The following is a 13,198-nucleotide window of genomic DNA, read 5'->3' on the forward strand; positions in this document are numbered from 1 at the left end:
GGCCGCCGACTACATCGCTCAACAAACAAACGCCCGCTGATGCGGGCGTTGTCGTTTCTGCAAAACCGCTACGGCCTCACTGGATGTCGAGCAATCGCTCCAGATAACGCCGCTCGATCTCGGGGCTCGAATTCTCACCGAGCTTTTCGCGGATCGCTTCAAGGATCTCACGAGCACGCTGCACGTCGATCTCGTCGGGAACCTTGACCTGCTCGCCGAAATCCGGGCCGCTGGTGGCGCGGGGGCGGCCGAGCGGATCGCGACCATCCTGATTGCCCTGACCCTGACCCATCTGCGGACCCTGGCCACCCTCGCCCTGCTGGGCCTGCATCATCTGGTTCATCATGTCACGGGCGCCCTGGCGAAGCGCCTCCATGGCGCGTCCCTGGCCTTCGACGGCCGGGCCGCCCTGACCTTGGCCAAGCGCCTCGCCGGCGCCCTGCATTTCCTGCTGGGCTTCGCCGAAACCGGGGCCGGGCTCCATGCCCATGCCTCTCAGGCCTTCCTGCAATTCGCCAAGCTGCTGACCAAGCTGTTCCTGCTGTTCGCGCAGCTGTCGCAGGGCTTCACGCAATTGCTCGGCGGTCATGCTTTCCAGGCCCTGCTGCCCCTGCTCGCCCTGTTGTCCTTGCTGGCCCTGTTGCTGCTGGCCCTCGGCGCCTTCTTCGCCCTGCTGCGGGTCGCCGCGCTGCATGCGGTCGCGCAGCGCCTGATCCAGACGGAAAGTCTCGTCCATCAGCCGCTGCTGCTCCTGCATGATCTCGCCGAGCTTGTCGATCTGGCGGCGGGCCTCGCTGTTCTGCTGCTGCTGGCCCTGCTGCGGGCGTCCGGCCTGCAAGTTGTTCATCATCCGCTGCAGTTCCGAGAGCAGTTGCTGTGCCTGGTCGCGGTTGCCGGAACGGGCGAGGTTCTCCAGCTGGTCGAGCATGTTGTCGAGATCCTGCTGACGCAGCATGTTCTGCGCATTCTGCTGCGGTTCGCCCTGCTGGTTGGGCATGCGCTGCGCCAGGGCCTGCAGGAATTCCTGCATCGCCGAGCGCAGCTCTGCCATCAGCCGCTGGATTTCCTCGTCGGAAGCGCCGTTCTCCAAGGCATCGGACAGAGCCTGCTGTGCGTCGCGCAGACGGCGTTCGGCCAGCGACAGGTCGCCGTCCTCGATGCCGAGCGCGATTTCCCAGAGATAGTCTGCCGTGTCCTTCAGCTGTTCTTCGCCGCGCGCCATGTTCATGCGCGCGCGAGCGCTTTCTATCGCAATGAAATTGCCGAGATCCGGGATCGTCTCGTCGGCGCGGAGCACCAGCGCCTCGTTCAGCGCGATCGCCTGCGGCATCTGGCGGGTGTCGAGCGCGAAGACCTTGCGCTGTTCGGCAACGGCTGCGGCGAGCGGCTCGTTGAAATTGCGGCTGGGCAGCAGCATCTCGATCGGCTCGCTACGGCCGGTCTGTCCAGCGCCATCGGTCGCCACCAGCGTGATCTTCACCATCTGGCCGGCAAGCGGATGCTCAGTGATGTTGCGGCTCGCCACGCCCTTTGTGTCGCGGGCATTGTGGCGCGGCAGGTCGAGCTTGTAGTCCGGATGCGGGTAAAGCGGCGTCGCATCGGCCTGCTCTTCCAGCGGCAGGATCTCGGCATGGGCCCCGCGCAGGCCGTAGTCATCCTTGGCGCTAAAGGCGATTTCGAGCGCCCCGTTGATCGCGCGGCGCGGCGTGCCGTCAAAGGCGATCTCAGGTGCCTTGTCGGGTGTGACGCCGATCGTCCAGGTCCGGTCGGCAACGCGCAGTTCGCCGGCCTCGTTCAGTTCCAGCTCATGGGTGCGCGCCACCATCGGCGCGTTCGGAGCCGGCGCTGGCGGCGGCGTCGGGACAGCCGTCTGACTGCTTGCGTCGATCTCCGAGCCGGCCGTGGGCCTGCGGGCTGCATCGTCCTTCTCGGCGACGTCGAGAACGGCGCCATCCGATTGCTGGACGAAGAGGACCTTCTCTTCCGACGGCCCACCGCTGATGCGCACGGTCACCTTTGACTTCTGCGGCACGGTCACGCCGGCTGCGTCCTGGGTGCCGAGACCCGAGAGGAAGACTGGCGGCTGACCGGTATAGCCCGGTGGCGTGATCCAGGCGTCGATGCGGATCGCCGGTAGCTCGCTTTCCGGCACATGCTGGCGGAAGGCATCGGCAATCTGGCCTGCGCCATTGGAGCCGGAATAGGCTAGCGCCGTGACGAAGAGCAGGGCCGGCACTGCGCGCAGGGCATAACGGTCGTAGCGGGCGATGTCGGGCTGCGGCATACCGGCGTCGAGGGCGGCAATCCGCTCGGCCATGCGCCGCTGGTGTTCCTGCCAGAGCGCGCGAGCAAAGGGTGTCTCGGCGGAGAGCTGATCGTCCTGCACCGCCACCGGCTGGTGGGCGAGGCCATTGCGCTCTTCAAGCAGCCTGTCCGCTTCCGGAATGCTCGGCAAGCGTAGCTTCAGGAAGGGCAGGAAGGAGGCGACAAAGGCAAAGACGAGGATAAAGACGATCGCCAGGCGGACGAGATCCGGGACCTCACGATAAACGCCGAACCAGGCAAGCGCGACGAAGAGGGCTGCAATGCCCGCGACCGGCAGGAAGAGCGGCAACAGCCGCTCGGCAAACAGCACGGACCGTGCGAGCACACGTTTGACGCCGACGCGCCGCGCAAGCTTCGGGTCGTCCTTGAAGGCGCCTTTCCTGTGGCCGGCCGGGCGGGAAGAGCTCATCCGTCTGGTCTCCGAGAGCGCCGCGCATCGTCACGGCTGATTGTTCTCGAAGATAGCAGTCTTTGTGGCGAAGACGAGGGCGGCAAGGAAAAGCGGCAAGCTTTTCCCGCCTCATCGCCGAATTGTGAATGGATCAGGCCAACCAGTCGGGCACGCTGTCGAGCGCGATCAGGTCCTCATAGGTCGGACGCGGGCGAATCACGTGGAACTCGTTGCCGTTCACCAGCACCTCCGGCACCAGCCGGCGGGTGTTGTAGGTGCCGGCCTGCACCGCGCCATAGGCACCGGCGGAGCCGACCGCGATCAGATCGCCCGGCTTCGGCATCGCCATCTCGCGGTCGAGCGCCAGATAGTCGCCGGTCTCGCAGACGGGGCCCACGACATCGGCCTTGATGCGTGGCGCGTTCGCTGCCGAAATCACCACGGGCTTGATCTCGTGATAGGCCTCGTAGAGCGTCGGGCGAATGAGGTCGTTCATCGCCCCGTCGACGATGACGAAAGTCTTGTCGCCGCCGTCCTTCACATAGATGACCTCGGTCACCAGGATACCGGCATTGCCGACGATCAGGCGGCCGGGCTCGGTGATGATGCGGCAGTTGAGGCTCGACAGCTGGTCCTTGACGATCCGGGCATAGGCGTCCGGCTCGGGCGGCGGGTTGTTGTCGTCCTTGTAGGGGATGCCAAGGCCACCGCCAACATCGACGTGATCGATGCTGTGCCCGTCGCCACGCAGCGTCTCGACGAGTTCGCGCAGCAGGCGGAAGGCGTCTTCGAAGGGTTGCAGATCGGTGATCTGGCTGCCGATATGCATGTCGATACCGGAAACCTGGATGCCTTCCAGCGTCGCCGCCCGTGCATAGACGGCACGCGCTCGCTCGTAGGAAATGCCGAACTTGTTTTCCTTCTTGCCGGTCGAGATCTTGGCATGGGTCTTGGCATCGACATCAGGATTGATGCGGAAGGAGACATGCGCCTTTTTGCCGGCCTTGATGGCCCGCTGGTTCAGGATTTCCAGTTCCGGCTCGCTCTCGACGTTGAAGCAGTAGATGCCGGCTTCGAGTGCTAAATCCATCTCGCTCGGCGTCTTGCCGACGCCGGAGAACATGATGCGCTCTGCCGGGATGCCGGCTGCCAGCGCGCGGCGGAGTTCGCCTTCCGAGACCACGTCGACGCCGGCGCCGAGGCGGCCCAGCGTCTTCAGGACGGCTTGGTTGGAATTGGCCTTCATCGCGTAGCATACGAGGGCATCGACGCCGTCGAAGGCTTTGGAGAAGACCTTGTAGTGTCGCTCCAGCGTTGCAGTCGAATAACAGTAGAAGGGCGTGCCGACGGCACGTGCGATTTCGGGAATGGCCACGCCTTCGGCGTAAAGAACGCCGTCGCGATACTCGAAGTGGTTCACGGGTTAAGCCCTGTCAAAGAAGCGGATCGAGAAGGAAGGGGCTATCCGGCGTTGCCGGCGCTTCGGCGCCACGCTGGTTCTGCTGGCTGGCAGGCGTGCTCGGCGGATCGAGATCGCCCTTGCGGCCGCAGGCGGACAGAGCCAGCGAGGCGGCCAGCGCAATAGAGAGCGTAAGCGTCGTGCGTTTCAGCGAATTCACCATGACCCGGTCCATAGAAATGTTGTTGCTCTAGGCTCTAGCGAAAAAAGGGGCGCTTGTGCACCCCTGATCTCGTGATGATTGGCAAGCGTTCGCGTGATCGGTTGCCTTATCAGTTTCTGGCCCGCCACCAGGCAATCTGCTTCCTGACTTCGGAAGGTGCCGTGCCGCCAAAGCTCTTGCGGCTCGCGACCGAGGCTTCAACCGTCAGGACGTTGAAGACGTCGGCCGTGATTGCCGCATTGATGCTCTGGAGTTCTTCCAGCGAAAGCTCCGAGAGATCGCAGCCCTTCTTCTCGGCCATGGCAACCGCATTGCCGGTCACATGGTGCGCATCACGGAAGGGCAGGCCGGCTTCGCGGACCAGCCAGTCGGCCAGATCGGTCGCGGTCGAGTAACCCGAACCGGCAGCCGCCTTCATGCGGTCGGTGCGGATGGTCATGTCGGTGACCATGCCGGTCATGGCGGCAATCGCCAGTTCCAGGCTTTCGGCGGCGTCGAAGACCTGTTCCTTGTCTTCCTGCATATCCTTGGAATAGGCGAGCGGAAGGCCCTTCATCACGGTCAGAAGCGCAATCAGCGAGCCGTTGATGCGGCCGGTCTTGGCGCGCACCAGTTCGGCGGCGTCCGGGTTCTTCTTCTGCGGCATGATCGAGGAGCCGGTCGAAAACGCGTCCGACAGCCGGATGAAGCCGAATTGCGGCGTCGACCAGATGACGATTTCTTCGGCGAGTCGCGACAGGTGCACGGCGGCAATCGAGGCGATCGACAGGAATTCCAGTGCAAAGTCGCGGTCGGAGACGGTGTCGATCGAGTTGCGGGTCGGCTCGCGGAAGCCAAGGGCCTTCGCCGTCATGTGGCGGTCGATGTTGTAGCCTGTGCCGGCAAGCGCTGCAGCACCGATCGGGCTTTCGTCGAGGTGTTCGATTGCATGGCGCACGCGCTGGCGGTCACGGCCAAACATCTCGACATAGGCCATGCAGTGATGACCGAAGGTCACCGGCTGGGCCGTCTGGAGATGGGTGAAGCCAGGCATCACGGTGTCTGCATGTTCTTCGGCGCGGTCGAGGAAGGCCGTTATCAGGCCGGACAATGCCTGTTCCGTCTTCTGCAGCTCTTCCTTCACCCAGAGGCGGAAATCGAGTGCCACCTGGTCGTTGCGCGAGCGGGCCGTGTGCAGGCGACCAGCGGCCGGGCCGATCAGCTCGGCGAGGCGGGCCTCGACGTTCATATGGATGTCTTCGAGCTTGCGCGAGAAGACGAACTGACCGCCCTCGATCTCTGACAGGATCGTGTCCAGGCCGTGAAGGATCTTGTCTTTATCTTCGTTCGAGATAATGCCTTGGTGCGCCAGCATGGTCGCATGCGCCTTTGAGCCGCGGATATCCTGGGCGTAAAGCGTCTTGTCGAAACCGATGGAGGCATTTATCTCCTCCATGATGGCCGAAGGGCCCGAGGCGAAGCGACCGCCCCACATCTGGTTGGAGGATTTGGTGTCTGTAAAGTCCTCGGCCATGAAGTGCCCGTCCTGGAGAATGACATGACAGAAAAAAGACCTGAGGGTCTCTTCCCCACCAAGCTGGTTGCGATTGCGGCGGTAGCCGGCATCGTCGCCGGCGCGGCTGCGGTATACGTGAAGCAGACCATGTCTGGCAATGCCGTGGAGACAGCGGATGCCGCGCAATGCGAGGGTTCTGTCGCCAGGGCAGAAGCCATCACGCCCTATCTGAAAGGCGATGTCGCAGCGATGATCCCCGTCAGCGAACCGAAGCTCATCCAGGGTCTTACCTTCCAGGACAAGGAAGGTACACCGATGACCATGGCAAACTTCGCCGACAAGACGGTGCTCATCAATCTCTGGGCCACCTGGTGTGTGCCCTGCCGCGAGGAAATGCCCGCCCTCAACAACCTGCAGGAGGCAACTGGTGGGGAAGCCTTCCAGGTGCTCGCCATCAACATCGACACCGGCGATGTCGAAAAGCCGCAGACCTTCCTCGAGGAAACCGGCGTCGACGCACTCGGCCTCTATCGCGACGCCTCCATGGGTGTCTTCAATCAGCTGAAGCGCGAGGGGCTTGCCTTCGGCCTGCCGGTGACATTGCTCGTAGACGGCACGGGCTGTCTGCTCGGCAGCATGAACGGCCCTGCCGTTTGGGACGGCGCGGACGCCAAGGCGCTGGTGACGGCTGCCGCGACTCAGTGACCGAATTCTAGCGCATGAGGTGAGGGAAGCTGTCCGGCCTTGCTCGGCAGACGGCGCCGTGCTCGCTCACTAGGCTGCTTTCGGCAGAGGCGTCAGGCTATTCTCGACCCTGGCAATCAGGTCGCTCGCCGGCAAAGGCTTGGCGTAGAGATAACCCTGACCCTCCTTGATGCCGAGGTCCAGGAGCTTGCTCCGCTGTTCTTCGGTCTCTATCCCTTCGGCCACGACCTCCATGCCGAATTTCTCGGCAAGCGAGATCAATGCTTCGACCAGAACGCTGGACTTCCTGTCCAGGGCCACGCTGTCGACGAAGTACTTGTCGATCTTCAGATACTGGGCCTGAAGGGCATGAAGCGATGAAAGTCCGTTATGCCCGGTTCCTGCATCGTCGATCGCCAGCCTGATGCCAAGCGTTGCCAGTTCCCGCGCAACCTGCAATGCAGACTCGAAGTCGGAAATCGGCTGACGTTCCGTGATCTCGATGACTAGCTGGGTAGGGTTCAATCCGGCTTTTGCGATCATTGCGGCCAGATTTTCGACAAATCCTGCACCGAGAAGCTGGTCCGGGGTCACGTTGAACGAAAGCTTGAGTGTCTCGTGGCGTCGGAGCAAGTCGCCAATCTCTGAGCCTGCCCTGCCGAGGAGGACTGATGTCAACGTGTCGATCCGACCATTGTTCTCGGCCAGCGGAATGAAGACTGCCGGCGAGACGCTGCCGCCATCGGGCTTGGTCCAGCGTGCCAGCATTTCGAAACCGGTCATCCGGCCGGTCGCAAGGCAGAAGAGCGGCTGGTAGACCGGATGCACATGTCCTCTGGAAAGAGCGTCGTCCAGTTGCCGCAGCGGCGTTGGCGGACGCACCAGACCTCTGGCGCCGAGATAACCCAGTCCGAGCGAAAACAGCCCGGCGATCACGATGATGTCGCTGCCGAAGCTGCTGTTCCAGGACCCGATGACAGCTTCTTCGATCATCAGCCTGACGCGGATGGGATAGCGCTCGGAGGCTTTCATGAATTCGCCAAACGGTCCGTCCAGTCCGGCAGCACCCTCTGGCTCGTAGCTCGATACGACCTGCTGATTGCTGAGCGTCATCTCCATCAGGGCATGGTCGCGCAGCTCGCCGGGCAGGATGTCGAAGAGAAGGCCTGCCGTGGCGAGGAAGGCGGTCAGGCTGCCATCCTCGGTCGTCCATCGCACCATCAGGCCTTTCCATTCCTCGGCCTCGATGGGAGCCAGTTCATAGGCGGGATTGATTGCGGGCACTGGATCGGAAGCAGCGAGGGCCGCCTGAAAGACCTGTTCATGGGCATTGTCGGCCCAACATGTCACCTTTGCCGAGGAAACACGGATTTCCCGGATGGAGACGGAACGGAAGGCTATGTCTTCAATGGCCTTGTTGACGGACGGCGAGCAGCCATAGGGACCCTGTGCGCCAAGCTCGCCCATGCTCATGACTGCAAGATCGATCTGGCGTTCCAGCCGGATCACAGCGGCCGTCAATATATCATTCAGTTGCTGCCGGTTCGCCTGAGCGACGAAAGACTGCGCGATCAGCCAAAGACTGCCAGCGACGAGCGCCGCAAGCGCGAGGGACGCTGCGGTCAATTTCAGTCGAACTCTCGTCGTCACGCTGCCACCCATGATGGCAAGGCTGGCAAACAATCCTTAAGATTGGCTCAAAGACCCAAGCCTGAACCGTCTCTGGATCATTCACAATCAGGAGAGCAGCGCGGAGCTTGGCTCACAGCTCGTAAATCCGCGGCCGCAGGATTTCGATGAAGCCCTGATCGCCCTTCGCCTTGGCGAAGTCGGGGGACACGTCGAATTCGACGATCGTGTCGCCCGCGGTCTTGGCCAGCACCCGGCGCGAGCCCGGGCGGTCAAGAACCCGCTGGATTGTCGCTGCCACACCCTTCGATGCGTCGTCGCTCCACACGACATCAGTCGGACGGAAAAGAAGCTCGGCCGGCCCGTCCTTCAAACCTTCCGCGGCATAGGTCATGTTGCCGACGGTCGCCTGTCCATTCGATACACTCGCCTTCAGCGTGTTGGTGTCACCGAGGAAGCGCATGACGAAGGCATTGGCGGGATGGCGGCAGACCTCTTCCGGCGTGCCCTGCTGAACGATTTTACCCTTCTCAAGGATCACCACGCGGTCGGCGAGGTCGAGTGCCTCTTCCTGGTCATGGGTGACGAAGAGCGTGGTGATGCCCAGCTCGTCATGGATCGAGCGCAGCCAGCGGCGCAGGTCGCGGCGGACATTGGCGTCGAGTGCGCCGAAGGGCTCGTCGAGCAGCAACACGCGCGGATCGACGGCGAGTGCACGGGCGAGTGCCACGCGCTGCCGCTGGCCGCCGGAGATCTGGCCGGGGAAACGTTCGCCGAGACCGGAAAGCTGGACGAGGGAAAGCAGGTCTTCGACACGACGGTCTATTTCGGCCGTCGAGCGCTTTACCTTCGACACCTTCATGCCGAAGGCAATGTTCTCGGCCACGGTCATATGCGGAAACAGCGCGTAATGCTGGAAGACGAAGCCGACGCCGCGGTCGCGTACGGGAATGTTTGTCGCATCCTCTTCGCCGAAATGGATCTGGCCGCCATCGGCAAATTCCAGGCCGGCGACCATGCGCAGGATGGTCGTCTTGCCGGAACCCGAAGGGCCGAGCAGCGCCACCAGTTCGCCGCTCTTGATGTCGAGCGACACGCCATGCACGGCGCGGAAGGTTTCGAAGGTCTTGACGACCGTGTCGAGGCGAATGTTCACGAATTCATCTCCGAAGTATTGCCGGCGAGCGTGGCCGGTCGGTTCCGGCGTCCTGCGCCCTGGCGCTCGAGCAGAACCTTGGCCACGAGCGTGACCAGTGCCAGCGCGGCGAGCATTGAGGCGGCAGCGAAGGCGCCGACGGCGTTGTAGTCCTGGTAAAGCAGCTCGATATGCAGCGGCAGCGTGTTCGTCTGGCCACGAATGTTGCCGGAGACGATCGACACGGCGCCGAATTCACCCATGACACGGGCATTGCAGAGCACCACACCATAGAGCATGGCCCATTTGATGTTGGGCAGCGTCACCGACAGGAAGGTGCGCAAACCTCTTGCGCCCAGCGAGGTTGCGGCCTCCTCGAGATCGCGCCCCTGCGCCTGCATAAGCGGGATCAGTTCACGGGCAACGAAGGGTGCCGTCACGAACATTGAGGCGAGCACGATGCCCGGCAGGGCAAAGAGGACCTTCAGCCCGGCGCTGTCGAGGGTGGGGCCGAAAATGCCCTGCAGACCATAGACGAAGAGATAGGCGACGCCGGCCACGACCGGCGAGACCGAGAAGGGGATCTCGATCAGGATGGTGAGCAAGCGCTTGCCGCGAAAATCGTGCTTGGTGATCGCCCATGCGGCGGCCACGCCGAAGATAGTGTTGATCGGCACCGCGATCAGCGCTGTCAGTACCGTCAGCCAGATCGCATGACGCGTGTCGGGGTCTGCGATCGTCTCCAGGAAATAGGGAAGCCCCCTGGAAAACGCTTGGATGCCGATGACCGCCAGGGGCGCTACGACGAAAAAGGCCACAAGCACGAGGACCATGCCGATCAGCGTGTATTTGAAGAGGGGCGCATCGCCGACGCGTGGCGGGCGTCGATTGTTCGTGACGTGGCTCATGGTTCAGCCTTTCACCGTGTAGCGCAGCGCGCGGGCCTGCATGTAGTTGGTGATCGCCAGCATCACGAAGGCGGCGATCAGCATGACGGAGGCGATCGCGGCGGAGGCTGGATAGTCGTATTCCTCGAGCCGGATGAAGGCGAGAAGTGCCGTGATCTCGGTCGAGAAGGGCTGATTGCCGGCAATGAAGATGATCGCCCCGAATTCGCCGAGGCTGCGGGCGAAGGCGAGCGATGTGCCGGCAAGCAGCGCCGGCGTCAGAAGTGGCAGGATCACGCGGCGGAAGATCGACCAGTCGCTGGAGCCGAGCGTCTGGCCGGCCTCTTCGAGCGCCGGATCGAGCTCTTCCAGCACCGGCTGTACCGTGCGCACGATGAAGGGCAGGCTGGTGAATGCCATGGCAATCATGATGCCGAGCGGCGTATAGGCGACCTTGATGCCGATCTCGCCCAGTGCTGCGCCAAACCAGCCGTTGGAGGCAAACAGGGTGGTGAGCGAAATGCCAGCGACGGCCGTCGGCAGCGCAAACGGCAGGTCGACCAACGCATCGACAATGCGGCGCCCTGGGAAACGATAGCGCACCAGCACCCAGGCGAGCGCCAGGCCGAAGACGAGGTTGAACAGGGTCGCGACCAGCGCCGAGCCGATCGTCACGCCATAACTCGCCACAGCGCGTTCGGAAGAGACGATGCGCCAATAGTCTGCGGGTCCGAGGCTCGCGGCCTTGAAAATCAGAGCTGCCAGCGGCAACAGGATGATGATCGCGGCATAGACCAGCGTGATCCCGAGGGACAGTCTGAAGCCCGGCAATACGCGGCGTTTCAACGTCGTCGTCCTTTCATGAGAAAACCGGCGGATGATCCGCCGGTCCTGAAATCGATTGGAGACCGTGCTTAGCGGCTGCCATAGATCCCATCAAGGATGGCACCCTCTGCGAAATGCTCCTCGGAAACCTTGGCCCAGCCGCCGAAGACGTCTTCGACGGTGACGAGACGGATCTCGGGGAACTGGTCCTTGTATTCGGCAGCGATCGTCTCGTCATGGACGCGGTGGCCGAAATCGGCGGCGATCTTCTGACCTTCCGGCGAATAGAGGAAGTCGAGATACTTCTTGGAGAGTTCCTGGCTTCCCTTGGCATCGGCGACCTTGTCGACGATCGCGACCGGGAATTCGGCAAGCAGGCTCACCGACGGCACGACCTGCTGGAACTTGTCCTCGCCATACTGCTTGGCGATTGACTTGGTCTCGGCTTCGAAGGTGATGATCACGTCACCGGTCTCGCGCTCGACGAAGGTCGTCGTCGCGGCGCGGCCACCGGTGTCGAAGACCGGCACGTTGTCGAAGATCTTTTCGACGAATTCCGTCACCTTGGCCTCGTCGCCGGCAAACTTCTCCTTCGCATAGGCCGTTGCCGCCAGATAGGTGTAGCGGGCATTGCCCGAGGTCTTCGGGTTGGGGAAGATCACCTGGACGTCGTCGCGGGCGAGATCGTCCCAGTCCTTGATGTTCTTCGGGTTGCCGGCGCGTACCAGGAAGGACGGGAAGGAATAGAAGGGCGAGGCATTGTTCGGGAATTCCGACTGCCAGCCTTCGTTGATGAAACCGTTCTTGGCCAGGAATTCGACGTCCGTCACCTGGTTGAAGGTGACGACGTCGGCTTCCAGACCCTCAACGATGGCGCGTGCCTGGCGCGAGGTACCGCCATGCGACTGATCGATGCTGACGCCCGGATTGGCCTTGATGAAGGCTTCGTTCTGGGCGGCGAAGATCTCGCGGGCGATGTCATAGGAGGCGTTGAGCAGCTTGTCAGCGGCGCTGGCCGAAACCGGCAGGGAAAGGGCGGCGAGGGCGGCGCTCAAGAGCAGGAGGCGTTTCATGGACTGGTACTCCGGTATGCGGGGGATCGGTATCTGCCCCGCAAACTAGAGGGTAGGCCCGCCCCTTCCGAGGAATGGCCGACCAATGATTGCCCGCAGGGGCAAATATCTTTCCGCCGGCGGGGCCCCCGCCGGAATGGTCCATCAGCGCGTCGGAACCGGCACTTCGCCGCGGTAGTCGTAAAAGCCGCGGCCCGACTTGCGACCCAGCCAGCCGGCCTCGACATATTTGACCAGCAGCGGGCAGGGACGGTACTTCGAGTCCGAGAGGCCCTCATGCAGCACCTGCATGATCGAGAGGCACGTATCGAGACCGATAAAATCGGCAAGCTGCAGCGGGCCCATCGGGTGGTTGGCGCCGAGCTTCATTGCCGTGTCGATCGCTTCGACCGAGCCGACGCCTTCATACAGCGTGTAGATCGCCTCGTTGATCATCGGCAGCAGGATGCGGTTGACGATGAAAGCCGGGAAGTCTTCGGCGACCGTGATCGTCTTGTCGAGCGAAGAGACGAAGTCCTTGGCGGTGGCGAAGGTGGTTTCATCGGTCGCGATGCCGCGCACCAGTTCGACCAGCTTCATGACCGGAACCGGGTTCATGAAATGGATGCCCATGAAACGCTCCGGCCGGTCGGTGGCAGAGGCAAGGCGGGTGATCGAGAGCGACGAGGTATTCGTTGCAATCAGCGCCTCTGGCTTCAGAACCGGGCAGAGTGTCGCGAAGATCTTGCGCTTGACAGTTTCATCCTCGGTCGCTGCCTCGATCACGAGATCTGATGGAGCGAGGTCGTTGACGTCCGACGAGCCGGAGATCAGCGCGAGTGCGGCCTTGCGATCCTCGTCAGTGATCTTGCCATTGGTGACCTGTCGGGCGAGGTTGCCGTTGATGGTGGCGAGGCCTGCCTCGATCCTCTCCTTGGAGAGATCGTAGATCGTGACCTTGTAGCCGGCGGCGGCGGCGACCTGGGCAATGCCACAGCCCATCTGGCCGGCACCCACTACACCCACATTGCTGATCTTGTCCGTCATCGTCTCGCTCCTCACCCGTTCTCGTCTTCACTCAAGAAGATGGCACCGACAAAAATGCCGGACCCGCTCATCGCGGACCCGGCTGATTGATAGACCGCAAAGGGTT

11 protein-coding genes are annotated in these 13,198 nt (G+C 62.7%); 1 reads left to right on the forward strand and 10 read right to left on the reverse strand.

The genetic code is table 11. The features are described 5' to 3' along the window. Positions 1–76 precede the first annotated feature (76 nt). The 4 genes from SJY08_RS20800 to argH all read right to left on the reverse strand — a co-directional run bounded on the left by SJY08_RS20800 (position 77) and on the right by argH (position 5,851). Entirely contained in the window at positions 77–2,734 is a 2,658-nt protein-coding gene (locus SJY08_RS20800; protein WP_377278004.1) for a TIGR02302 family protein, read from the reverse strand. A 133-nt stretch (positions 2,735–2,867) separates the two neighbouring features. After that, complete coding sequence (gene lysA / locus SJY08_RS20805) at positions 2,868–4,136, reverse strand: diaminopimelate decarboxylase (protein WP_377278006.1); 1,269 nt, start codon at positions 4,134–4,136, stop codon at positions 2,868–2,870. A 13-nt stretch (positions 4,137–4,149) separates the two neighbouring features. Further along, on the reverse strand, positions 4,150–4,338 hold the full coding sequence (locus tag SJY08_RS20810; RefSeq protein ID WP_054149963.1) for a lipoprotein: 189 nt from the start codon (positions 4,336–4,338) through the stop codon (positions 4,150–4,152). Between the two features lie 109 nt (positions 4,339–4,447). Then, a complete protein-coding gene (gene argH / locus SJY08_RS20815) occupies positions 4,448–5,851 on the reverse strand; it encodes an argininosuccinate lyase (protein WP_377278008.1) in 1,404 nt (467 codons plus the stop codon). A gap of 24 nt (positions 5,852–5,875) precedes the next feature. Between argH and SJY08_RS20820 the strand changes: the two genes are divergently transcribed. Next, positions 5,876–6,538 (forward strand): TlpA disulfide reductase family protein, encoded by a 663-nt coding sequence (locus tag SJY08_RS20820; RefSeq protein ID WP_377278010.1) that lies wholly within the window; start codon positions 5,876–5,878, stop codon positions 6,536–6,538. A gap of 69 nt (positions 6,539–6,607) precedes the next feature. On the opposite strand, the gene SJY08_RS20825 is transcribed toward SJY08_RS20820, so the two are convergent. From SJY08_RS20825 to SJY08_RS20850, 6 genes are all read right to left on the reverse strand, one after another. Further along, positions 6,608–8,167, reverse strand: coding sequence for an EAL domain-containing protein (locus SJY08_RS20825; RefSeq protein WP_377278012.1), 1,560 nt, complete (start codon positions 8,165–8,167; stop codon positions 6,608–6,610). Positions 8,168–8,279: 112 nt separating this feature from the next. Further along, the gene (locus SJY08_RS20830; RefSeq protein WP_054149917.1) at positions 8,280–9,302 is read right to left on the reverse strand and encodes a sulfate/molybdate ABC transporter ATP-binding protein; all 1,023 of its coding nucleotides are present in this window, start codon (positions 9,300–9,302) and stop codon (positions 8,280–8,282) included. Continuing rightward, complete coding sequence (gene cysW / locus SJY08_RS20835) at positions 9,299–10,189, reverse strand: sulfate ABC transporter permease subunit CysW (RefSeq protein ID WP_377278015.1); 891 nt, start codon at positions 10,187–10,189, stop codon at positions 9,299–9,301. Before cysW ends, SJY08_RS20830 begins: the two co-directional genes overlap by 4 nt. A 3-nt stretch (positions 10,190–10,192) precedes the next feature. Then, positions 10,193–11,014 carry a sulfate ABC transporter permease subunit CysT gene (gene cysT, locus SJY08_RS20840; RefSeq protein WP_377278017.1) on the reverse strand — a complete coding sequence of 274 codons (822 nt, stop codon included), beginning with the start codon at positions 11,012–11,014 and terminating at the stop codon, positions 10,193–10,195. Positions 11,015–11,082: 68 nt separating this feature from the next. Beyond that, complete coding sequence (cysP, locus tag SJY08_RS20845) at positions 11,083–12,066, reverse strand: thiosulfate ABC transporter substrate-binding protein CysP (RefSeq protein WP_377278019.1); 984 nt, start codon at positions 12,064–12,066, stop codon at positions 11,083–11,085. Between the two features lie 144 nt (positions 12,067–12,210). After that, positions 12,211–13,092 (reverse strand): 3-hydroxybutyryl-CoA dehydrogenase, encoded by an 882-nt coding sequence (locus SJY08_RS20850; RefSeq protein ID WP_054149921.1) that lies wholly within the window; start codon positions 13,090–13,092, stop codon positions 12,211–12,213. Positions 13,093–13,198: the final 106 nt, after the last annotated feature.

This window comes from Rhizobium sp. R86522 (assembly GCF_042466255.1).
Classification (GTDB): Bacteria; Pseudomonadota; Alphaproteobacteria; order Rhizobiales; family Rhizobiaceae; genus Allorhizobium.